At 40.7% G+C, this 21,745-nt stretch carries 23 protein-coding genes and 1 tRNA gene; 19 read left to right on the forward strand and 5 right to left on the reverse strand.

Annotated features, from left to right (window positions below; genetic code table 11):
* The first annotated feature begins 25 nt into the window (after nt 1-25).
* The 4 genes from BN2458_RS08180 to BN2458_RS08190 are packed head-to-tail and all read left to right on the forward strand — an operon-like array spanning nt 26 to nt 4,065.
* Nucleotides 26-2,386: a hybrid sensor histidine kinase/response regulator gene (locus BN2458_RS08180; protein WP_034343789.1), complete on the forward strand. Its 2,361-nt coding sequence runs from the start codon at nt 26-28 to the stop codon at nt 2,384-2,386.
* A gap of 1 nt (nt 2,387) precedes the next feature.
* Complete coding sequence (locus tag BN2458_RS08185) at nt 2,388-2,882, forward strand: chemotaxis protein CheW (RefSeq protein ID WP_034328327.1); 495 nt, start codon at nt 2,388-2,390, stop codon at nt 2,880-2,882.
* A 9-nt stretch (nt 2,883-2,891) separates the two neighbouring features.
* Nucleotides 2,892-3,455: a hypothetical protein gene (locus BN2458_RS10470; RefSeq protein WP_231944773.1), complete on the forward strand. Its 564-nt coding sequence runs from the start codon at nt 2,892-2,894 to the stop codon at nt 3,453-3,455.
* Nucleotides 3,373-4,065: an FkbM family methyltransferase gene (locus tag BN2458_RS08190; RefSeq protein ID WP_231944774.1), complete on the forward strand. Its 693-nt coding sequence runs from the start codon at nt 3,373-3,375 to the stop codon at nt 4,063-4,065. Before BN2458_RS10470 ends, BN2458_RS08190 begins: the two co-directional genes overlap by 83 nt.
* Before the next feature lie 89 nt (nt 4,066-4,154).
* Here BN2458_RS08190 and BN2458_RS08195 read toward each other — a convergent pair whose 3' ends face one another.
* Nucleotides 4,155-5,114 carry a methylenetetrahydrofolate reductase gene (locus BN2458_RS08195; protein WP_138109674.1) on the reverse strand — a complete coding sequence of 320 codons (960 nt, stop codon included), beginning with the start codon at nt 5,112-5,114 and terminating at the stop codon, nt 4,155-4,157.
* Nucleotides 5,115-5,170: 56 nt separating this feature from the next.
* On the opposite strand from BN2458_RS08195, the gene serB reads away from it, so the two are divergent.
* From serB to BN2458_RS10605, 12 genes are all read left to right on the forward strand, one after another.
* Nucleotides 5,171-5,818 (forward strand): phosphoserine phosphatase SerB, encoded by a 648-nt coding sequence (serB, locus tag BN2458_RS08200; RefSeq protein ID WP_034328330.1) that lies wholly within the window; start codon nt 5,171-5,173, stop codon nt 5,816-5,818.
* A gap of 2 nt (nt 5,819-5,820) precedes the next feature.
* Nucleotides 5,821-7,251: a mannose-1-phosphate guanylyltransferase/mannose-6-phosphate isomerase gene (locus tag BN2458_RS08205; RefSeq protein ID WP_034328332.1), complete on the forward strand. Its 1,431-nt coding sequence runs from the start codon at nt 5,821-5,823 to the stop codon at nt 7,249-7,251.
* Between the two features lie 109 nt (nt 7,252-7,360).
* Complete coding sequence (locus tag BN2458_RS08210) at nt 7,361-8,248, forward strand: DNA ligase (RefSeq protein ID WP_081951511.1); 888 nt, start codon at nt 7,361-7,363, stop codon at nt 8,246-8,248.
* Nucleotides 8,249-8,502: 254 nt separating this feature from the next.
* Nucleotides 8,503-9,621, forward strand: coding sequence for an EpsG family protein (locus BN2458_RS08215; protein WP_034327846.1), 1,119 nt, complete (start codon nt 8,503-8,505; stop codon nt 9,619-9,621).
* Nucleotides 9,618-10,370 carry a hypothetical protein gene (locus tag BN2458_RS08220; RefSeq protein ID WP_156407290.1) on the forward strand — a complete coding sequence of 251 codons (753 nt, stop codon included), beginning with the start codon at nt 9,618-9,620 and terminating at the stop codon, nt 10,368-10,370. Before BN2458_RS08215 ends, BN2458_RS08220 begins: the two co-directional genes overlap by 4 nt.
* 111 nt (nt 10,371-10,481) lie before the next feature.
* Nucleotides 10,482-10,895 carry a nucleoside-diphosphate kinase gene (gene ndk, locus BN2458_RS08225; RefSeq protein WP_034327843.1) on the forward strand — a complete coding sequence of 138 codons (414 nt, stop codon included), beginning with the start codon at nt 10,482-10,484 and terminating at the stop codon, nt 10,893-10,895.
* Nucleotides 10,896-11,276, forward strand: a complete 381-nt coding sequence (locus BN2458_RS08230; RefSeq protein WP_034327840.1) for a hypothetical protein — start codon at nt 10,896-10,898, stop codon at nt 11,274-11,276. It abuts the gene before it with no gap.
* A gap of 11 nt (nt 11,277-11,287) precedes the next feature.
* On the forward strand, nt 11,288-11,437 hold the full coding sequence (gene rpmF / locus BN2458_RS08235) for a 50S ribosomal protein L32 (RefSeq protein WP_034327838.1): 150 nt from the start codon (nt 11,288-11,290) through the stop codon (nt 11,435-11,437).
* A 24-nt stretch (nt 11,438-11,461) separates the two neighbouring features.
* Nucleotides 11,462-12,445 (forward strand): phosphate acyltransferase PlsX, encoded by a 984-nt coding sequence (gene plsX, locus BN2458_RS08240; RefSeq protein ID WP_034343788.1) that lies wholly within the window; start codon nt 11,462-11,464, stop codon nt 12,443-12,445.
* Between the two features lie 15 nt (nt 12,446-12,460).
* The gene (locus BN2458_RS08245; protein ID WP_034327833.1) at nt 12,461-13,450 is read left to right on the forward strand and encodes a beta-ketoacyl-ACP synthase III; all 990 of its coding nucleotides are present in this window, start codon (nt 12,461-12,463) and stop codon (nt 13,448-13,450) included.
* 95 nt (nt 13,451-13,545) lie between these two features.
* A tRNA-Lys gene (locus BN2458_RS08250) sits at nt 13,546-13,621 on the forward strand.
* 213 nt (nt 13,622-13,834) lie between these two features.
* Nucleotides 13,835-15,208, forward strand: a complete 1,374-nt coding sequence (locus BN2458_RS10605; RefSeq protein ID WP_034343787.1) for a methyl-accepting chemotaxis protein — start codon at nt 13,835-13,837, stop codon at nt 15,206-15,208.
* On the opposite strand, the gene BN2458_RS08260 is transcribed toward BN2458_RS10605, so the two are convergent.
* From BN2458_RS08260 to BN2458_RS08275, 4 genes are read right to left on the reverse strand one after another with little or no spacing between them, the layout of a single operon-like run.
* Complete coding sequence (locus BN2458_RS08260; protein ID WP_034327829.1) at nt 15,205-15,885, reverse strand: hypothetical protein; 681 nt, start codon at nt 15,883-15,885, stop codon at nt 15,205-15,207. The two genes, BN2458_RS10605 and BN2458_RS08260, sit on opposite strands and share 4 nt — an antisense overlap.
* 12 nt (nt 15,886-15,897) lie before the next feature.
* Nucleotides 15,898-17,247 carry a glycosyltransferase family 39 protein gene (locus tag BN2458_RS08265; RefSeq protein WP_231944775.1) on the reverse strand — a complete coding sequence of 450 codons (1,350 nt, stop codon included), beginning with the start codon at nt 17,245-17,247 and terminating at the stop codon, nt 15,898-15,900.
* Nucleotides 17,248-17,250: 3 nt separating this feature from the next.
* Nucleotides 17,251-18,468, reverse strand: coding sequence for a threonine ammonia-lyase (gene ilvA, locus BN2458_RS08270; RefSeq protein ID WP_034327827.1), 1,218 nt, complete (start codon nt 18,466-18,468; stop codon nt 17,251-17,253).
* Entirely contained in the window at nt 18,452-19,432 is a 981-nt protein-coding gene (locus tag BN2458_RS08275; protein WP_034327825.1) for a DMT family transporter, read from the reverse strand. Before BN2458_RS08275 ends, ilvA begins: the two co-directional genes overlap by 17 nt.
* 186 nt (nt 19,433-19,618) lie before the next feature.
* Between BN2458_RS08275 and flgH the strand changes: the two genes are divergently transcribed.
* From flgH to BN2458_RS08290, 3 genes are all read left to right on the forward strand, one after another.
* The gene (flgH, locus tag BN2458_RS08280; RefSeq protein WP_034327822.1) at nt 19,619-20,344 is read left to right on the forward strand and encodes a flagellar basal body L-ring protein FlgH; all 726 of its coding nucleotides are present in this window, start codon (nt 19,619-19,621) and stop codon (nt 20,342-20,344) included.
* A gap of 86 nt (nt 20,345-20,430) precedes the next feature.
* Nucleotides 20,431-21,117 carry a pseudaminic acid cytidylyltransferase gene (gene pseF / locus BN2458_RS08285; protein ID WP_034327820.1) on the forward strand — a complete coding sequence of 229 codons (687 nt, stop codon included), beginning with the start codon at nt 20,431-20,433 and terminating at the stop codon, nt 21,115-21,117.
* A gap of 99 nt (nt 21,118-21,216) precedes the next feature.
* A complete protein-coding gene (locus BN2458_RS08290) occupies nt 21,217-21,714 on the forward strand; it encodes a flavodoxin (RefSeq protein ID WP_034327818.1) in 498 nt (165 codons plus the stop codon).
* The last annotated feature ends 31 nt before the right edge of the window (nt 21,715-21,745 follow it).

The following is a 21,745-nucleotide window of genomic DNA, read 5'->3' on the forward strand; positions in this document are numbered from 1 at the left end:
GAAAATTTCGTTATGAGGATTCGCAATGGATGATATACAAGAGATAATGGAAGACTTCCTCGTAGAAGCCTTTGAAATGATAGAACGACTAGACCAAGATTTAGTGGAACTTGAGAGCAACCCTGAAGACCTTGATCTGCTTAATAGAATCTTTAGAGTAGCTCATACAATCAAAGGTTCGAGTTCATTTTTGAATTTTGATATTCTCACTCGCCTCACACACAATATGGAAGATGTGCTCAACAAAGCTAGGCGCGATGAGTTAAAAATTACACCTGATGTGATGGATGTCGTGCTACACTCCATTGACTTGATGAAGTCCTTGCTGAATGCCATACGTGATAATGGCACAGATGCCAATAGTGGTATTGACATTGATGATACTGTGGTACGACTTCAAGCTATCTCTAATGGCGGTGCAGCGAGCGAAGCGGAGGCTACAGCAGCTGCTCCTGCGCCAGAAGATCAAGCGGTAGCCGCACCAAGTAACAATACAAATGCAAACAATCCACTTGCCGATGAACCGGATTTAGACTATGCCCATATGAGCGGTGAGGAAGTCGAGGCAGAAATTGAAAGACTACTCAAAAAACGACAAGAAGCCGATAAACAAGCGCGTGCGGCTCAAAAAGCGAATGGTGGTGCAGCAGCAGTGCAAACACCAAAAGCCCCAGATGCTGCTCCTGCTCCTAAACCCACTCCAAAACCAGCAGCAAAAAAGGCAGGAGATGAAAAAGCACCGGCAGCGAATGTAGAGCAAACTGTACGTGTTGATGTAAAAAGACTAGACCACCTTATGAATCTTATCGGTGAACTCGTGCTCGGCAAAAACCGCCTCATCAAGATTTATGGTGATGTGGAAGAGCGATATGACGGAGAGAAATTCCTAGAAGAACTCAATCAAGTCGTGGCTTCTATTTCATCTGTAACGACCGATGTGCAGCTTGCTGTGATGAAAACACGTATGCAACCTGTGGGAAAAGTATTTAACAAATTCCCTCGCATGGTGCGTGATCTCTCCCGTGAGCTCAACAAAAATATCGACCTTATCATTAGCGGTGAGGAAACAGAGCTTGACAAGTCTATCGTGGAAGAGATTGGCGACCCACTTGTGCATATTATTCGTAACTCTTGCGACCACGGCGTAGAAAGCCCTGAAATTCGTGCGGCAGCAGGTAAGCCAGAAACGGGTACCGTGAAACTTAAGGCATACAATGAAGGCAATCATATTGTGATTGAAATTGCCGATGACGGCAAGGGCTTAGATGCAGATATGCTTAAACACAAAGCTATGGAAAAGGGGCTTATTAGTGAAAGAGAAGCTGATAGTATGAGTGATAAGGAAGCCTTTGCCCTTATCTTTAAGCCCGGGTTCTCAACTGCCGCAGCAATTACAAATGTGTCAGGGCGCGGCGTGGGTATGGACGTGGTGAAAACCAATATTGAAAAACTCAATGGTATCATTGATATAGAATCCGAAAAAGGTGTAGGCACAACCCAAAAACTCAAAATCCCACTTACACTTGCCATTATTCAAGCATTGCTCGTAGCAGTGCAAGAAGAATACTACGCCATACCTCTTGCCTCTGTTATCGAAACCGTGCGCGTGAGCCAAGATGAAATCTACACAGTTGATGGTAAAAGCGTATTACGCTTACGTGATGAAGTGCTACCTATTGTGCGCTTGGCTGATATTTTCAAAGTAGATTCTGTATTGGAAAATACGAGTGAAGTATATGTAGTTGTCATCGGCTTGGCGGAGCAAAAGATGGGTGTAGTTGTGGATTATCTCGTGGGACAAGAGGAAGTAGTTATCAAATCACTAGGCTATTATCTCAAAGGCACAGAGGGTATTGCTGGTGCAACCGTGCGGGGTGATGGTAAGATTACGATGATCGTCGATGTGGCGGCGATGATGGAAATGGCAAAAGAAGTGAAGGTCAATATCACTAAAGCAGCGGAAGAAAATACCGCGGCACACGCGAAACATTCTCCAAGTGATTATGTGGTGCTCGCAATCGATGATAGCAATACCGATAGGGCAATTATGAAAAAATGCCTTAAAACACTCGGCGTTACCGTGCTTGAGGCTTCAAATGGCTTAGATGGACTTGATATTGTCAAAAATGGTGATAAGCATCTTGATGCTGTGCTTGTGGATATTGAGATGCCTAAAATGGACGGCTATACATTTGCTTCCGAGGTGCGTAAATACAACAAATTTAAGAATCTTCCGCTTATCGCTGTTACAAGTAGAAATAGCAAGACAGATAGAATGCGCGGGGTAGAATCTGGTATGACAGAATACATTACCAAGCCATATACACCCGAGTATCTCGTCAATGTTGTAAAACGCAACATTAACCTAACCATAGAGGGAGAATAAGATGAGCGATAACAAACTAAAAGAAGTCCTTGAAAAACAACAAAACAAGGGTGAGGACGCTACATCTGTGGAGAAAACGCTCCATATCATAGGCTTTATGATTGGCAACGAAGAATTTGCGGTGCCAATTCTTAATGTGAAAGAAATCATCAAACCTATAGAATACACGCGTGTGCCGGCAGTGCCTAACTATGTGCTAGGTGTATTTAACCTACGCGGAACAGTCCTACCCCTCATTAGTATGCGATTAAAGTTTGGCTTGTCTGCAATTAAGCAAGATGCGGATACTCGATTCTTGGTTGTAACACAAAGAGATGAGATGATTGGCTTTATGATTGACAGACTCACGAGTGCGATACGAATCCCAGAAAATGACATTGAACCAATCCCAGAGACATTTAATGAAAATCAAAATTTATTGCAAGGTATTGGTAAGCGCGAAGACCGCCTCATCACAATCCTCAATGTAGAAAATCTCTTAAAAAGAGATTTTTAACTTTCTACTATGAGGGGTTTTATACAATTCTTTAGATTCTATGATTATAAAGGTGGTGTTGCATCAAAGCGATTAGGATTCCGCATTATCAAAAAGGATAATGTTGCAACATTGCTTATTGCGGGATTTCCTCTCTTACAAAAGAAAGTGCTTATTACGCAAACAGGGGGGGGGTATAGTGTAAGTGCAGAAATAATAGATGTCATCTATCGTTTTTGTGGCTTCCCGGTATTCAAAACCTTTAAATATAAAAAATTAAATAACAAAACTCCTTATCTCCGCCAAAATTACCTCTTGTCCTTGGGTCTTTGCAAAATGTCGGATTCTGAACTTTTTGAAAAAACGCAGAATCTTTGCAAAAATATGGATTCAAAAAGTAAGCAAATCGTGCATAGGATTATCTCTCGCACCAAAGAAGCGGATCTCTCGCCCACAAACAAAGTCTTTTGTCTCACTCAAGATGAGAGGGAGAAGCTAGAATATATTCACAATGATTATCGTGCAAATATATGCAAAGTTACCTCAAATATCTTTTGTTTATCAGGATTATTTTCTTCCTATAAAGCATTTTGAAACTTCCGTCTTTTGTTACAAGCACGGGCTAGATACATTCTCACCACAAACATTGCAGAAAATAAAGAATCTTGATATTATCGATGTAGGTGGATTTGTTGGCGATAGTGCGCTCATTTTTCAACATTTTACAGATAAAAATATTTATAGCTTTGAAGCCACAAATCGCAGCTACAATCTTATGCTTGAAAGCATTAGACTTAATCACGCACAGCGTATTGTCCCCATAAAAAAGGCTTTGGGAAGTGAGCATACCACGATGACTATTAATATATACGGGAGTGCTTCAAGCCTTATAAATGATGTGGGTAATGATAAAGAAGAGGTAGAAATCATCACACTTGATAGCTATGTCAATGAGCATCAGCTCAAAATAGGACTTATCAAAGTTGATATTGAGGGCTTTGAGATGGAGTTTTTAAAAGGTGCTAAAGAGACCATTTGCCAACAAAAACCAGCAATGATTCTAAGCATTTATCATCAAGCGAGTGATTTCTTTGATATCAAACCGCTGCTTGAATCGTGGAATCTAAACTATACATTCCGCGTTTATAAACCAATTGATGACAATATCTCCCTTGAAACAACACTAATGTGTGAAGTATTGTAAGCCATACATAAATCAAAATCTTACAGATTCTATCTCCTATGAATCTTAGAATCCATATTGTATAAAAAGCTTTTTATACAGCAAAAGCCCTATATATACACTCCATACGCGCGGAGGTCATTATGCTTTGGTGTAGAGAGATAGAGCGAAGCCCCAAACTCTCGCGCCACCTCACGCATTGCTTGCCATAATCGCTCATAGCAATTCCGCACATTTTCCGCATTTGTGCTTGACTTACTCATTTGAGTGTTAAGAGCGGTTTTTTTTGCAGGATAATTTTTACCCGCTACACCCATACTCTCCATAGAAGCTGCATATTGAGAATCTGCACCCGACAACACAGATTCTAAACATTCCATACCCCCCATAGATTCTATATATTCTTGTGGCACTTCAAAGCCCAAATGTGCTTCATTTATCGCTCTTGCACTTTGCAAACTAAAAAGCCCAAACACACCTAGTGATACTTGCGCCTTGTAGCCCCCTGCACGCTTTATGGATTCAAACTCTTGTAAAAATATTCTTGCCTCTGCCGCACTAAAAAAGGGTTGTGTAATGATTTGATTCGCCCCCACTTGTAATTTTTGTACCAATCTCTCTTTGGATTTAAAATCTACCAAACTCCCGCTTCCGCCGATGATATGGGGCTTTTCGCCTAGCACCTCCCGCGCTAAAGCTATCATCTCCACACCGCTAAAGCCCTCTCCTTCCCCACCAATAAGTGCTAGAGTCTTAAAGTTTGCATACGCAAACGCTAAAAGTTGCGAGATGATTTGTTCCCTCCCAGCCGCACCCGCATAGCCACTGCCACTTAATGTGGGCACAAAACATATATCCCTAAATTCCTCCAAGCCTGAAAGCATTTGTGCGCCTACAAGCGCATTCACACTCGGCTTTTTGCGTGGATTCAAAGGGAGGATTACATATTCCACCCTTTGCCCCAAATACTTCCTTGCGCCCTCACACATCGCCCTTAACACTGACGAATCACCCTTAAAATCCTGTGGTAAAAACTCAATCCCAAACATCATTGCTCCGTTTAATCCCATTTTTAATCCCAAATGCTATAATCTTAGCATTTTTTGCAAAGATTAAGGACTAGATTATGAATCTTGTTGTGTTTGATTTTGATTCTACATTGATGAATGGCGAGACGATTGATATACTCGCTCACGCGCACAATGTGAGTGATGAAGTAGCACAAATCACGCATAGGGCGATGAATGGAGAGCTTGACTTTTATGAAAGCCTCAAAAAACGTGTGAGTGCGCTCAAAGGCTTAAGCTACCAAAAGGCTTTAGATATTGCGCATTCTTTACCACTCAATCCGGGAGCAAAATCCTGTGTCGCCTCTCTCAAGGCACAAGGGCACAAAGTTGTATGCTTTAGCGGAGGATTCCATATCGCCACGGATTATTTTGCCAAAATCTTAGGGCTTGATGCGACTTTTGCAAATATTTTGCATCACAAAAATAATATTCTCACAGGCGAAGTGGGAGGCGAGATGATGTTTGCAGATTCTAAAGGTGAAATGCTTTTGCGCTTACAGAATCTCCTGCATATCACGCGCGAAAACACCATTGTCGTAGGCGATGGGGCGAATGATAGGAGTATGTTTGCTCACGCCGATGTGCGTATTGCCTTTTGCGCGAAAGAGGTGCTTAAAAAAGAAGCGAATATCATCATAGACACACAGGATTTAAGGGAAGTCCCCAAAGCCCTGCAAATCCCCATACAAGATATAAAGGAGTAGCAATGACAATTAGCATACTTTGCGGAGGCTCTGGCACGAGGCTTTTCCCGCTATCTCGTGAGCTTTTACCCAAGCAGTTTGTATCGCTTCTTCCCAGTCAAGATGGCGCACCCTCACACTCACTTTTCCAAGAAACGCTTCTTCGAAATGCCTTTTTGCAAAGCTCTCTCAATGCTAAGATTCAAGTTATCACTAATGAAAATCACTACTTCATTGCCAAAGATCAAGCCAAGGAATGCGGATTTGATATTGATGAGTTCATTTTAGAATCCATTGGCAAAAATACCGCCCCAGCTCTTGCTATGGCGGCTTTGAGCGTGTGCAAGGATTCTAAGAATACCCAAAATACAGATGATATTATCCTTGCCCTGCCAAGCGATCATCTTATCAAAGATACACTTCTTTATCAAAAGGCGATTGATGAGGCTATCATTCTAGCCAAAAAGGGCTTTTTGGTTACCTTTGGCATCACACCCACATCGGCTCACACAGGCTATGGCTACATCAAAGCCAACAAAAACAATGTCGAGCAGTTTATAGAAAAACCTACACTCCAAAAGGCACAGGAGTATATCAAGCAGAAATATTACCTGTGGAACAGCGGTATGTTTTGCTTTAGTGCGGAGGTTTTTTTGCAAGAGCTTTGCACCCACGCAAATGATGTATATCAATCCTGCAAGGCGGTTTTTGAATCCGCAAGAGAGGCTAAAGAAGAGCATTTCTTGCGCTTAGATTCTAATTTAAGTGAGAAATTACCAAATATCAGTATAGACTATGCCCTTATGGAGAAAAGTCAGAAAGTAATGTGTGTGCAGGGGGATTTTAGCTGGAATGATGTGGGGAGCTTTGAATCTTTAGCAAATGAATACCCAACTGATAATGCACATAATGCGAGTAAAAATGCCTTTGTGAGCAAAGACTGCGCGAATAACTTTATCCTATCAAACAAACTCGTAGCAGGTGTGGGAATAGAAGACTTGATGATTATTGATGAAAGTGATTGTTTGCTGATTGCCAAAAAGGGGCGCGCGCAGGAGGTGAAAGATATTGTCGCTACCCTTAAAGATTCTCATCCCGAGCTTACAAAGGTGCATAGACTGGTGCATCGCCCGTGGGGAAGCTATGGTGTGCTTTTAGAATCTCAAAATTATAAAATCAAGCAAATTATCGTCAAGCCAAAGGGGCGACTTAGCCTACAAAAACATTATCATCGCAATGAGCATTGGATTGTCGTGAGTGGTTCGGGGCTTGTAACCATAGGTGAAAAAGAGTTTTTTTTGAAAGCCAATGAATCCACCTATATCCCTATGGGCGAGGTGCATAGGCTTGAAAATCCCGGCACACTGCCGCTCGTGCTTATTGAAGTGCAAATGGGCGAATATTTGGGCGAAGACGATATTGTGCGCTTAAACGATGACTATCAACGCGCGTAAATTACGCCTTTTTTCCGTTTTTGGATTAAGCCACCTTGCTTTTAGATTCTATTTTTATTTTATGCGTCCCTATTTTGCCTTGAAATCGTGCTTTTACCTCACAAGTCCTATGCAAACTCTAATCCAAAAGCTAAAAAATATCTTAGTAGCGATTCCACACGTGTTTTTATGTGTCCTGCTGCCCTGCACGCTCAATTCACATCTCTTTGCCAAAGCCTACGAACCGCTCCTTTTGAGCGATTTTGCCCCCTATGCTGACAAGCTAGACTTAAGCCAACCTGCGCAGTGGTTAGTAAGTGAGAAACTTGATGGCGTGCGTGGGCTATGGGACGGGGAACGAATGCACTTCCGCAGCGGCAAAACAATGCCTCTCCCACAAGCATTTAGCGCAAATTTTCCTCCATTTGCTCTTGATGGCGAACTTTATAGCCCACATCTGCATTTTAATGAAATCATCTCAATCCTCAAAAATCCTGCAAGACAAGATGAAATTACCGAGCTTAAATATTATGTCTTTGATGTGCCTTTCGCGAGTGGTGGGCTTATGGAGCGATTAAATATTTTGAAGCAATATTTAGAATCTCACCCTCATAACTTTATAGAGATAATCCCGCAAACTCCACTTGAAATCCTAGATTCTGTATATACCCGCTTAGAATCTATCACACAAAATGGAGGCGAAGGGCTTGTGATACGTTCCGCACTTGCACCCTATGAATCAAAGCGAAGCAAAAACGCCTTCAAACTCAAAAAGAGCAAAGATGCTGAATGTGAAGTGGTAGCACATACAGAGGGCAAGGGTAAATATAGCGGAATGCTCGGCGCACTTGTGTGTCGCTATAATGGCACATCTTTTAAAATCGGTAGTGGATTGAGTGATGAGACACGGCGCAACCCGCCAAAGATTGGCACAATTATCACTTTTAAATATCAAAGCCTTACTCCAAGGGGTATTCCACGTTTTCCTGTCTTTTGGCGCATCAAAGAGGGTGAATAAGAAAAATTAAAGTTTTCTTTATTTATAATCCACTCTTTTGTTTCAAAGGATAATAATGATTTTTTTAAGACAGCTTTTAGCACATAGGGGGGGGGGTAGAATCTAAATCTTCTTACATAAGCTCCGCTCAAAATTTTCATCACTCACCTCATTGTAATGTTTATACACAATCTTATCTCTCGTGGCTTTATCTTTTTCCGCTTATTATCACGCCATTTAGCCCATTTTATGCCTATATAGTTTGTGTATTTATAATGGTGGGACTTTCCGCCACTATAAATACCCATTATAGAATCTTGCTCTCTCTCACACTTGTATTTAATATCGCTGTGATTTATTCAAGTCGCCTCTATTTTAATATCGCCACAGATTTTGATGATGATTTCTCACGATACTATCAAAACTACCTTGATATATACGATAACATTAGCGGAGCTATGTTTGTATGGGGTGGGGGTTTTGAGATAGGATTGCCGCTTTTTTATAAGCTTTTATCACTTTTTTTACCAAAACTCATACCACAATATCTCCTCTTTTTCACTGCCTTAGGCGCAACTTCACTCTTTTATATATGGTGTGAATATTATGGCACAAAATGGGTTAAACCTCATCAAAAAGCCGCTCTTATTGCCTTTGCGTGCTTTATAGGTATATTTTTAGAATCTCTAGGACTCACACGCCAATGTTTTGCTTCTATCTTTTTGCTCTTTGGATTTTTCGCACATACAAAAAGATTCAAAATATTATTTTTTGCGTGTGCTATTGGCTTTCATTTAAGCTCAATCCTTATTATTGTCCTTTTTTACACCTTATATTATTTTCCTAAGCTAAGCCTTTGTATCGCCCTCACATTTTTTGTAGTTTTTGTTGGAGATTCTATATTTACCAACTCCCTTTTGCGTGAGCTTGCACCATTTTTGGATATATTTCTCCCCTCCAAACTTGCCTCTTATTTTACTTACTATGTGAGTGCGCACGGCTACGATCCGCTTACACTTAAATACATACCCATTATCAAAGTCATACTAATGTGCTGTGTAATTTTCTGTCTTTTTATCATTACCCCCCACGATAAACTTACCTATAAATACAAGACTCTTATTTTAGTAAGCTTTGGCATTTATATGACCAATATTGTTCCACACCGCATTGTAAGTCTTGTGTGTATAATGTGCTTTTATTTTATTGTATTTGTTATTTTGAGACGCTTTTATAAACTTGCTCTTTTATTTTTCTTTCCTTATTTTTTAAAGCTTTGTTTCAATTATCTTACTTCGAGTGATAACCCACAAACACAAGCACTTGAGCTATTTCATTCTTTTGATATAGCACATTTCTACCCATTTTATTATTTTTTACAAGGAGGTTTTTGATGAGAATCCTGTCTAATTACGACCAAATAAGACTTATTTTGGTTTTTAAAAAACGCAAATGGCTTTTTGGCATAACCCTAGTTGTATGTATGATTTTGGGAAGTGTTTTGGTGCATATGCAAAAAAACTCTCCTCAAAATACCACACCTTTTGACAGCCCGATACAATCCATAGAACCACAAATGTCTTTTTTCAAAGTGCAAAAATATAGGGAGCTTTCTTTATCAAAAGACATTATTCAAAATACCCTGCAACACTTCTTTAATGAAGATATAATTACAGATTTTCGTCTCTATGCTCAAGGGGGTTTGTTTGATGTTTATATGATTTCTTATGCCGATACTAACCCATTAGCAGAAATTCTAAACACACTCAATGAGCACCCTATCACTCAACTCACATTGCTAAATATCAAAACACTTCTACCCACCCTTGAAAATGATATGAAGCACTATGCCCAGCTTATTATACAAAATGGCTTTTTTGAAACTCTTGATAATAGCCTTCCATTTGACACACACAAAAACCGCCCCATAAACAAACATTATATCTATCTTGATAAGAACAGAATAGCTTCCGAGAAAGGTTACGCTATCCGCTCCACAGAAGTAATAAAGTCTCATCAAAGCCTAAATAGCAAAAAGATATGGATTTTTATGCTTATAGCTTCAGTGATGATAAGCATCTTTGTCATTTTTGGTGTTGAAAGTTTTGTGAAACTTAGGAGAAAACTCAAACAAAGCTCATAAACCCACCTCACCACATTTCATAGAGAAAATTTGTCTGTGGATTTTATATTAAGTTTTCTTTGGATATAATCCGCAGTTTTTAAGCATTGAAATCTATCAAAAGGAAACGTTATGGAACAAACCCTTTCAATTATTAAGCCTGATGCCGTCAAAAAAGGGGTGATTGGTAAGATTATTGATCGCTTTGAAAGCAACAACCTCCGCATTGCCACAGCAAAAAAATTGCAACTTTCACGCGCTGATGCGCAAAGTTTTTATGCCATTCATAAAGACAGACCTTTCTTTAAGGATTTGGTGGATTTTATGATAAGCGGACCTGTGGTGGTAATGGTGCTTGAAGGCGACAATGCCGTGAGCAAAAATCGTGAGCTTATGGGTGCAACAAACCCAAAAGAAGCCGCAAAAGGCACTATTCGCGCTGATTTTGCAGAAAGTATTGACGCAAATGCAGTTCACGGCAGCGATAGCCTTGAGAATGCAAAAAATGAAATTGCCTTTTTCTTTAGTGCGCGGGAGATTTGCTAATTGAAAATCGCAATGAGAAAATTTTCTCATACACCTAAAGACATTGAACTTACCCTTAATAGCGAGGGTGAGCTGGTTGCAGAGCATATCACGCTTAAAGGGCATATAAAGCGCGTAGATTCGAAAATCTTATATTTAGACGCCAAAGTCTTTGGGGAAATTGAGCTTATATGCGATAGTAGTGGTGAAACATATGTGAAAGAGATTGATTATCCTTTGGTTTTGTATATTTCAGATGGCATCTGGGATTCACAAAGCCAAAGCAAAAGCTTTGATAGCTTTGAAGTTATTGAATTTTTTGATGGCTTTGTAGATTTACATTATATTTTAGAGAGTGAAATGACATCTTTACGAAGTGATTATCACACCAAAGACAACTAAAAGGAGAAAATATGGCAGTTCCTAAGAGACGCGTGAGCAAAACAAGGGCGGCGAAAAGGCGCACACACTACAAAATAGCTCTTGCAAAACCTATTAAGGATAAAGACGGCAGCTGGAAAATGCCTCACCACATTAGCAAATTTACAGGCAGCTACAAATAATCTTAAGATTCTTGAGGAGCATTTATGCTAAAGATAGCTATTGATGTTATGGGCGCAGACAATGGGGTAGCTCCCATTGTCGAGGGAGTCTTACAGGCATTAAAAACTCGCGACTTTACTGCCGTAATTGTTGGCGATGAATCTCAAATCACCCCGCTTATCCCCAAAAATCTTGCCTCCCGTGTTGAAATCTTACATTGCACAGATTATATTCGTATGGAAGAATCTGCTTCAAGTGCAGCTAAACGCCCAGAATCTTCAATTTTTAAAGCAATCCAAATACTAAAAGATGACGAGGTGAATGCGCTCGTATCACCCGGGCATAGTGGCGCAACAATGAGTCTAGCCACCCTTAAAATCGGGCGCATTAAAGGCGTATCTCGTCCAGCAATCTGCACAACTATGCCAAATATCACCGATAAACCGAGTATCATTCTTGACGCGGGGGCAAATACAGACTGCAAACCCGAATATCTTGTTGATTTTGCGATTATGGGCTATGAATATGCAAAAAATGTGGTAGGCTTTGAGAATCCACGTGTTGGGCTTCTATCAAATGGCGAGGAAGATAATAAGGGCAATGATCTTACCAAGGCAACATTTAAGCTTCTCAAAGATTTTTCATTTTTTAAGGGCAATGTCGAGGGGCGCGACATTTTCAATGGCAGTGTTGATGTGGTTGTGTGCGATGGATTTAGCGGGAATCTCGTCCTAAAGGCGAGTGAAGGCGTTGCTACCGCTATTTCATCTGTGCTCAAAAAAGAGATTAAATCCTGCATTTGTTCAATGTTTGGTGCGCTCTTTTTGGGTGGTGTCTTTAAAAGATTAAAGAAAAAAATGGACCATAACGAGTATGGCGGTGCACCCCTGCTCGGTGTACAAAAGGTGGTGATTATCAGCCACGGCAGCTCAAATGCACGTGCAATTGAATGCGCCATTTATCAAGCCCTGCACGCCATAGAATCCGATATTTGCACGAAGCTCACTGCGACTTTCGCGCAAAAATAGAAAACAAGGACTAGAATGCTATATGCCTCACTCAAATCAATCGCTTCCTATGTTCCATCCACTTGTGTAAGCAATGCGGATTTTGAAAAAATCATCGATACAAGTGATGAATGGATTACCAAACGCACAGGTATCAGGACACGTCATTTTGCTACAAACACTCAGCACGCAAGCGATTTAGCCTATGAGGCTGGTAAGCTTGCTATGGAGCGCGCAAAGGTTACTCCGCAAGATATTGACGCGGTAATTATCGCCACACTTACCCCCGACTATCTCGCTATGCCTAGCACCGCGTGTATCACTTCCTATAAGCTCGGCATTGAAAACAAACCCGCTTTTGACATCAGTGCGGCGTGCAGTGGCTTTATCTATCTCCTCAATATTGCAAAATCATTTATAGAATCTGGTACTTTCAGGCAGATTCTTATCATTGGCGTAGAGAAACTAAGCTCTGTGCTTGATTTCACAGATAGAAGCACTTGTGTGCTTTTTGGTGATGGTGCGGGAGCTTGTGTGATAGGCACCACAGAAGACAAAAGTGCCTCAATCGTAGATGTGCATCTTGGAGCAAATGGCAGATACCAAGATTTTCTCTGTGTGCCACGCACTCACACTTCTTTTGGACACGAAACACAATATGTGCCCTCCTATGTGCAAATGAAAGGTAATGAGACTTTTAAAATAGCGGTAAAAACGCTTGTGGCTGATGTCGAGGGGATTCTAGAAAAAAATAAAGTCGCACCCAAAGATGTATCATTTTTTATCCCTCATCAAGCCAATTTGCGCATCATCAATGCCGTGGGCGAGAATCTTAATTTCACTCCGGAACAAATCGTTATTAGTGTGCATAAATATGGCAACACTTCAGCCGCTTCTATTCCTATGGCAATGAATGACGTATATGAGGAAAAAAGGCTCAAATATGGCGATTTGATGCTCCTTGACGCTTTTGGCGGCGGACTCACTTGGGGTTCTGCGCTTGTGCATTTTGGCGGAGATTCATAGAATCTCGTGCGCTTAAAGCAAAAACTAAAATTTCACAAAGTATAATACCGCTTCCTATAAGTCTTGTGATTTTGTAACAGGCTTGTAGGATGTAAGGACGCGTAGCTCAGCTGGTAGAGCAACTGACTCTTAATCAGTGGGTCCAGAGTTCGATCCTCTGCGCGTCCACCACTTCCAAGCTTAAAATTTGCACTTTGTTTCTCGTATTTTGGATTATATATTTCTAAAGACTTGTGTTACATCTTGCGCCTCATCTTAAAAATTTTTAGAATCTTGTAATTCCCTCATCAAAATACAAAAAAATAAGGTTGTGTTTTGCAATTGTGCCTTTAGGTTAAGCCAAAAAAAGATAAAATCCCGTAAAACATTGTAAGGCTTGAGACGATGAAATTAATGACTGCACTTGTGGTAGCTTTTAGTTTGATTGGAATTGTTTTAGATGCAATATTTTATGGCTTCAGTTGGCACAGTATCTGCTATGTGTGTATTATTGTTTTTGCCCTGCTTGGTTATTATAAATTTGCACAAAGAGCAAAATTCATAAGAAGGGTAATTAATATATCAAAATGCTATCGAGACGGCAAGTTTGAAAAACGTATGCTTCATATCAATGTCGATAAAGATCTGCACGAACTCGCAAACAATATCAATATTCTCATTGATAATCTCGAAGCTTTTATGCGTGAGATTAGCGCGTCTATTAATTGCACACAGGAGGGGAGATTCTATCGTAAGGCACTCGCGCAGGGACTTAATGGGTCTTTTGCGAGTAACATTCAAGCCATTAATGAAGCTCTCACTAGCATAGAGCAAAACGCGAAAGATAATGTCAAAAATGCCCTTGCAAAGTCGCTTATGGATATGAGTTTAGGCAATCAAAATGCGGACTTGACGACTATTAGCGTGGATTTAGAAAATGATATGGAATATATGAAGCAAGTCGATGCGAATGTTGAAAATATGAAAACACTCTCCACAAACTCTAAGGAAGATGTGTCCTCTATCACAAGCTCCATTAACGAACTCAACGAACTTATCACTGAAAATAGCACTATTATCGATAATTTTGCTGCAAAATCGCGTGATATTAGCGAGGTGCTTGGTATCATCACAGATATTGCAGAGCAAACAAATCTCTTAGCACTTAATGCCGCTATTGAAGCAGCAAGAGCAGGAGAGCACGGGCGAGGCTTTGCTGTGGTGGCTGATGAGGTAAGAAAACTAGCTGAACGCACACACAAGGCGACAAATGATATATCTATTGTTATCCAAACAATGCAACAAGAAATCGAGCAAATCACGCAAAGTTCAGTAAAAATCGAAGGGATAGCGGCGCAAAATCACGAGCGCACCGAGCATTTTGGTGGTGTGTTTAGCACAATGGGACAAAGCACAGAGAATCTATTCATAGCATTTTCACAGCTTACCAAACGACTTTTACTAAGTATAAGCAAACTCGAACACATCGTGTATAAATCAAGCGTATATCTTAGCTTTAATCTAGGCAAAGAAATGCTTGATTTTCATAATACTCTGCCCACAGGTAAGCTTTTATCACAAGAAGAGAATCTTAACGCATTAAAAATTGACATCAATTCGCTTAAGATATTGCAAAAAGATATGAGTGATTGTGTGCAAGATGCCACCGCACTTTTAAGCCAGACAATCACCACGCAAAATTCACAGACTATTATTGACAACCTCACTGCATTGGAAAAACATAGCCAAGAATTTATGAAAAACCTAGACACACACTAGCATTTGCTTGTGATGAACCCACTTTGTGGCAAAATACATAATGTTTTTGCCACACCTCCTTTAAGTAGTGTGATTTTAAAGGGCGATTGCAAAGGTGTGGGTATATCCCCACAATAAGGCACTCCATACCTATCAAAATATATCCTTGCACCCTGCCTTTCCTTGCAAAAACTATCAGATTCTAAAAGCATATGCTCCACCCCAAAATATTCACCCAAGCGCACGAGGGGCAAAGCATTATCCTTGCATTCCTGTGCGGTGTTGGTATTATTATACGCACTCAAACACTTCCTATCCATATTTTTAAGGATAATATCCCCCGCCATAGGACGCGCGTCAAAATGTGTGCTCGTGGCGTTACGCGGCGTATCAATATAGAGGCTGTAACTATGTGTAGTATAGATTTTGCCCAAATGAAATTGCACCTGCCACATCGCATTATGGTGATGCGTGAGGAGGGAGCTTGCATTCAACGAGGGGTAAGAGATAAGCATATCGCGCGTATCTGCACCCTGCAAAAATGCACTATCATCGCTCAAAGCGGTAAGTTGCAAGATTCTAAGATGTGAAAGGAACGTGATATGGGCGATTTCTAACGAGTGATTATGCGGTTTTGGCGACAATGCAAAAAGTATAGCCACAAGGCTTAGGGCAATCATATATTCAAAAATCTTCATAACCCTATAACCCTATGGCAAAAGATTGACAGGAGTGTCTAGACTCTGTGTAGAATCCACTTCATCAGCGAGTTTCTTTGCCTTAAGCTTTTTAGAATCTTTACTCTTTTGCTTTAGTCGCGCTTGGGTAGTCGTCATAGGAGAACTTTGCTTGGAGGGTAACACCACAAATGAGGCGATCTTTTTACCTAGATAAATGATTGGAATCTCGTTTTCATAATGCTCGTTGAGATTCTGCATTGGTAATAAATAAGGCTTTTGGGCTTGTTCTATGCCATAGAATCTTAAAGGCAACGCGAGTTTATCGCTCCCCACACCAATGGCACTAATCCCCATATCGTGCAGAGCGTGAGCAAGTTCTTTGCTAATATAGCGCGAACTCGCAAAGTGATTTTCCGTGCCAAATAAATATAGAATCTTATTGTAATAAAGCACAAAGCTTTGTGCGCAAAGAAAAGTCAAAATCACGACAAATCGCCATACATAGTTTGCCCGAAATGGGCTAAGGCGGATTCTCATATCAGAAAAAAACTGCTTCACCGCTACAGGGAGTGCTACTACACTCATAGGAAATAGATTTTCTAAATCCACCTCCTGCCTAATGGAAAGCAACATAACAAAAAACATAGAAGTTGCGCCAATATCTACGAGAATATTTGTCTGCTTTTTGAGTGCGTTAAAAAGCGTGTAGCAATAATACACGAGCAAAAGTGGCGAGAAAAAGAGTGCCATTTGACCGAGATTTGACATAAAATGATTGCGAGGAATGCCCGAAATATCTAGCCCTAGAAAGTGGAGATTCAGCGCGAAAAACAAAAGCGAGACAAACATTCCAAGCACATTTTTGGTTTTGAGTGCAAAGAAAAAGAGAGCAAAAAACAAAATTGCAAAACTGCCATCGAGAAAAAGGGCAAGAAGCATTACAATGTAGGGCATTTTTTGTGTTTTAAGCTGATAATAGCAACATAAAAGTGTTACAAAAATAATGATTCCGCTCTTTATCACAAAAAGCGCACTAAACATCACGCCGGGCAAAAGCGCATAAATCAACACGACTACCAACGCATCGGAGGGTTTTTTAAGATAGATTCGAGAGATTCTATACAACAAAAACATATTACACGCGTGTATTAGCATAAATGGTGCGCGCAAAGCGTAGTCATTTTGCCCAAAAAGCGAAATACAATAACGCGCGATAACAAATACAAAATCATTAGAGTAAAACACCCCAGCGGCTTCTTTATAGTGGATACTCATACCCCCAATAGCAAAGAGTAAAAGACATAAATTTACACATAAAATCACACAAAAGAGTATATTTGTGCGTAGATTAGAATCTTGAGAGAATATAGAGTTTGGCATTGTTTAGCTAATCTCACTAAAGGCATAATGATTGGCTTTAAGCTTCTCGCGTATGAGGGCTTTATGCTCCTCACCTTTTGTCTCAAGTGCGAGAGTGATAAGTGCATCTCCATATTTAAGCATTACAGAAGTCCTATCATACTCCACCTGCACAATATTTGCACCCACAGAGGTAAGGATATTTGTAAGCCCTTGCAAACTACCGGGCTTATCAACAAGCACCACTTTAAGTTTCATCTTGCGATTTGATTTCAACAAGCCCTTTTCAATAATCACACTAAGCATAGTAATGTCGATATTCCCGCCGCTTAGCACAAGGGCGATTTTCTCATTTGCGCCAATTTTAAATTTCTTATGCAACACACTCGCCACACTCGCTGCCCCCGCACCCTCGACAACAAGCTTTTGCTTTTCAAGCAAAAATAAAATAGCATTGGCAATCTCCTCATCATCGACACTCACAATCTCATCAACACATTGCTTTAAAAGTGCAAAATTATGCTCATTGACATCACGTACAGCGATTCCATCAGCAATAGTGCGCACAGAATCTGCCTTTACAATCGTATTTTGTTCGAATGACTTTTTCATCGCATCAGCCCCACTCGCCACCACGCCAATAACACGCACATTTGAGCAGAGCTGCTTATATACGCTCCCAATCCCGCCAATCAATCCCCCGCCCCCAATAGGAACGACCACAACATCTATATCCTTGCGCTCTTGTATCATTTCCAGCGCGACACTACCCTGCCCAGCAATTACCTCATCATCGGCAAAGGGGTGAATAAATACGAGATTCTGTGCTTTTGCAATTTCTAAGGCTTTAGCATATGCCTCATCATAATTATCCCCGCTTAGCACCACTTCAGCCCCTAAATCCTTTGTCGCGCTTACCTTAAGCAAGGGTGTGGCTTCGGGCATCACAATCACAGCCCTTAGATTAAAATGCTTTGCTGCATAGGCTACACCCTGCGCGTGATTCCCAGCACTCGCTGCGATAACGCCATTTATCTGTGTGGAATTCTCCACCAAAGAGGCGATTTTATTAAATGCACCACGAATCTTAAACGCCCCTGTGAGCTGAAGATTCTCTTTTTTGAGATAAATCTCTGCCCCAGCAATACGAGAAAGCACCGGTGCATAACCTAGTGTGGAGGGCATAACAATATGTTCTAAACGTTTTTGGGCAATCTTTGCTTTGTCATAGATATTTGTCATCTTTATCCTTGTTGTTTTGAGATTTTTTGATTCTATCCTCCTTTGTGTTAAGAGAACTTGAAGTGCTTTTGTATGCTCTCATATCGGCAATAAATATAGGTAGCCCCACGCCAATGCCAGAGAGGATAATAAGCACTATGCCAAGGCTTGTAACCAAATGTGGCATACTATCGCCTAGCATAACACCAAGGGCTACGCTAAACACCAAGCGCGAATAATCAATAGGCGAGACTATCCCAGCGGGGGCTTGCATATACGCATATGTGAGAAAATGCTGTCCTAAAGTGCCAAAAAGCCCTAACAGAAAGATATGTAGCCATTGCCAACCTTGCGGGATAAGCCAAGATTCACTAAAATGTGGAATACCTAAAAAACTCACAATTAAAGCAATAGCACTCATTGCCACGCCTGTGGAAAATATAGCCACCCAAGAATTGAAATAATCCTTTAAGGCGCGTAGATTCAAAAATGCTATCGCCATAGAAAGCCCATTGATGATACCAAAGATGATATTAATCGCATCTAAGCCCTCCAAATGCGGGTCGCAGATAAGTAAAATCCCAACAAATCCTATGATTGTAGAACACACTACACCAAGGCTATATTTTTCTTTAAGAAAAAGGAATGAAAGTAGCACAATATACAAAGGCACGCTTTGGCTAAAAGCGGTTGCTGTGCCAAGGGAAATTGTAGCGATATTATAAAAAAGCACGACAAAGCTTAATCCCCCAGCAAAAGCACGAGAGAATAGAAAGATAAAACCACCTTTTTTATGATTTGGGCTTTTAAAGGGTTGGCTAAAAAATATTGGCAGGAGAAAAACTACCATAGCAAAGGCGCGAAAAAATGCCACCTCCATAGGAGGCAAGGAGAGGCTTAAAAATTTCGCCTCCGCACTCATTAGTGCAAACAAGAATGAGGATAAAAGCATAGCAAGAATACCGCGTGAGATGTTTTGCTGCATTCATACCTCCTATGCTAAGAAGCAAAGTGATATTGTAGCCTAAGTTAATTATTTTTATACCAACAGCCCCGCAAGTGCTACTCCGCACACATTTGTTGTTGCTATATAGAGCTTGTGTCGTAAATAAAAACTTATGGAATACCCTTTGCTTTAACACTCCTTAAAGATTCACATAAAGGACTTTCAATGCGTGAAAAGGGCATATATGTGCTTGGAGCATTCATACTCTCCATAGTATTCTCTCATCAAGGCTTTGGCTTTGAGGCAAATATTGATTTTAATGCGCCAGAATGGGTAGAAGAAAGAGAATCTGCGGATAATGATATACCAGAATTACCACGTGCGGGAAGTCTCTTTGGTAGTGGGGACAGACCACTCTTCTCCGATAGACGTGCGATGAAACCAGATGACCTTATCACGGTGGTTATAGCCGAAACAGCAAATGCGAATTTTACAACAAATAAAAACTACAACGGAGCAAGTGGAGGAAATGTAACACCTCCATCAATCGAATACACAGGCAATGACGAGGAGCATAAGCAATTAATACAAGAGCTAAATGACCAAGCCGCCTACAATCTTACAAAAGCAAACAATACCTCAAATTTTCAGGGTGGTGGGACACAAACGCGTAATGAAGCCCTCAATGCCACGCTCACAGCGCGTATTATCAAGGTGCTTGATAACAATACTTACTTTATACACGGGCGACGTGAGGTGCTTGTCGATGGCGAGAAGCAGATTCTAGAGCTTAGCGGCGTGGTGCGCTCGTTTGATATTAATAAGGACAATGTCGTGCAGAGCAAACACATCGCCAATGCAAAAATCGCCTACACATCATTAGGACCAATCAGTGATACAAATCGCAAAAAGCCTGTGAGTGATGGCATAGAATCCTTGTATCCTTTCTAAACTTCTTAAGATTCATAGAATGTATGAATCTTAAGATTTGGAGGATTTATCAAATCCTCCAAGGAATCACAAAAAGGTAAAAAGAGATGAAAAAAATCGCCCTTATCCCAGCGCGTGGCGGAAGCAAACGAATCCCACACAAAAATATCAAGCCATTTTGCGGGAAACCTATCATCGCCTATCCTATTTGCACCGCCTTGCAATCCAAGCTTTTTGATGAAGTCATAGTTAGCACAGATTCCAAAGAAATCGCCACTATCGCTCAAAGCTTTGGCGCGAATGTGCCATTTATGCGCCCAAAACACCTAAGCGATGATTTCACGCCCACCGCCGCAGTCGCCGCCCACGCGGTAGATATGCTTTGCCTAAGTGAGCGCGATTTGCTATGCGTGATTTACCCCACCGCTCCACTTTTACGCGCACAAACAATCCAAAATGCTTTAGAATCTTTACTTGCAGATTCTACAAAATGCTTTAGTTTTTGCGCAGTAAGCTATGAATACAATCCTCACCGCAGTTTTTATATCAAAAATAACGCATTAGAAATGATTTTTCCCGCACATTATCTCACACGCTCACAGGATTTAGACCCGCTCTATCACGATGCTGGGCAATTTTATTGGGGACACGCGGGCGCGTGGAGGGCGCAACTGCCAATTTTTGCTCCGCATTCTTGTGTGGAGATTATCCCTGCTAATGCGGCGCAAGACATTGATACGCTAGAAGATTGGCAAATAGCGGAGATGAAGTATAAGCTATTCAAAGAGTGTTGATATTTTTCACAATATATCGCACTTGATATGATTTTTAAGATAAAAATAATTCTTATTTTAATACAATCGCAACTTATCTTAAAATCAAAAGGATACGATATGCAAAAAATAGGTATATTTTATGGTAGCGATGGTGGCACAACACAGGAAATCGCACAAAAAATAGCAAACCAAATTGGCAACGCACAGGTTTTTGATGTAGCTTCAAGCAAAACAAGTGATTTAGAATCTTTTAGCAATCTCATTCTTGCCACCCCCACTTATGGTTCTGGTGATTTACAAGATGATTGGGATAGTTTCTTATCAAACATAAATGAAGGCGCATTTGCAGGAAAGACAATCGCACTCGTGGGCGTGGGGGACCAAGAAATCTATGGCGATACATTTTGTAATGGCGTAGCACAGATTTATCACAAAGCCTCAAAACAAGGCAAAATCATCGGGCAAACAGCCACCGATGGCTATACCTTTGATGATAGCCAAGCAGTGGTAAATGGTAAATTTGTGGGCTTAGTCATCGATGAAAGCAATCAACAAGAACTCACCGATGAGCGTATAAGCAAATGGATAGAATCTATCAAAACTGCGTTGGCTTAGTTTGTTTGATTAGTTTTAAATGTGGCGGATT

Origin of the sequence: Helicobacter typhlonius, from assembly GCF_001460635.1 — a bacterium.
In the GTDB taxonomy this organism is placed as follows: domain Bacteria; phylum Campylobacterota; class Campylobacteria; order Campylobacterales; family Helicobacteraceae; genus Helicobacter_C; species Helicobacter_C typhlonius.

Excerpts from the sequence above, each read along its gene's own strand:
- ilvA (WP_034327827.1), bottom strand. The coding sequence starts at position 18,468 with ATGACAAATATCTATGACAAAGCAAAGATTGCCCAAAAACGTTTAGAA.
- BN2458_RS08205 (WP_034328332.1), top strand. The coding sequence starts at position 5,821 with ATGACAATTAGCATACTTTGCGGAGGCTCTGGCACGAGGCTTTTCCCG.
- BN2458_RS10470 (WP_231944773.1), top strand. The coding sequence starts at position 2,892 with ATGAGGGGTTTTATACAATTCTTTAGATTCTATGATTATAAAGGTGGT.
- BN2458_RS08215 (WP_034327846.1), top strand. The coding sequence starts at position 8,503 with ATGGTGGGACTTTCCGCCACTATAAATACCCATTATAGAATCTTGCTC.
- serB (WP_034328330.1), top strand. The coding sequence starts at position 5,171 with ATGAATCTTGTTGTGTTTGATTTTGATTCTACATTGATGAATGGCGAG.
- ndk (WP_034327843.1), top strand. The coding sequence starts at position 10,482 with ATGGAACAAACCCTTTCAATTATTAAGCCTGATGCCGTCAAAAAAGGG.
- BN2458_RS08180 (WP_034343789.1), top strand. The coding sequence starts at position 26 with ATGGATGATATACAAGAGATAATGGAAGACTTCCTCGTAGAAGCCTTT.
- BN2458_RS08275 (WP_034327825.1), bottom strand. The coding sequence starts at position 19,432 with ATGCAGCAAAACATCTCACGCGGTATTCTTGCTATGCTTTTATCCTCA.
- BN2458_RS08190 (WP_231944774.1), top strand. The coding sequence starts at position 3,373 with ATGATTATCGTGCAAATATATGCAAAGTTACCTCAAATATCTTTTGTT.
- BN2458_RS08265 (WP_231944775.1), bottom strand. The coding sequence starts at position 17,247 with ATGCCAAACTCTATATTCTCTCAAGATTCTAATCTACGCACAAATATA.
- BN2458_RS08245 (WP_034327833.1), top strand. The coding sequence starts at position 12,461 with ATGCTATATGCCTCACTCAAATCAATCGCTTCCTATGTTCCATCCACT.
- BN2458_RS08290 (WP_034327818.1), top strand. The coding sequence starts at position 21,217 with ATGCAAAAAATAGGTATATTTTATGGTAGCGATGGTGGCACAACACAG.
- BN2458_RS08210 (WP_081951511.1), top strand. The coding sequence starts at position 7,361 with ATGCAAACTCTAATCCAAAAGCTAAAAAATATCTTAGTAGCGATTCCA.
- flgH (WP_034327822.1), top strand. The coding sequence starts at position 19,619 with ATGCGTGAAAAGGGCATATATGTGCTTGGAGCATTCATACTCTCCATA.
- plsX (WP_034343788.1), top strand. The coding sequence starts at position 11,462 with ATGCTAAAGATAGCTATTGATGTTATGGGCGCAGACAATGGGGTAGCT.
- BN2458_RS08260 (WP_034327829.1), bottom strand. The coding sequence starts at position 15,885 with ATGAAGATTTTTGAATATATGATTGCCCTAAGCCTTGTGGCTATACTT.
- BN2458_RS08185 (WP_034328327.1), top strand. The coding sequence starts at position 2,388 with ATGAGCGATAACAAACTAAAAGAAGTCCTTGAAAAACAACAAAACAAG.
- BN2458_RS10605 (WP_034343787.1), top strand. The coding sequence starts at position 13,835 with ATGAAATTAATGACTGCACTTGTGGTAGCTTTTAGTTTGATTGGAATT.
- BN2458_RS08195 (WP_138109674.1), bottom strand. The coding sequence starts at position 5,114 with ATGGGATTAAACGGAGCAATGATGTTTGGGATTGAGTTTTTACCACAG.
- pseF (WP_034327820.1), top strand. The coding sequence starts at position 20,431 with ATGAAAAAAATCGCCCTTATCCCAGCGCGTGGCGGAAGCAAACGAATC.
- rpmF (WP_034327838.1), top strand. The coding sequence starts at position 11,288 with ATGGCAGTTCCTAAGAGACGCGTGAGCAAAACAAGGGCGGCGAAAAGG.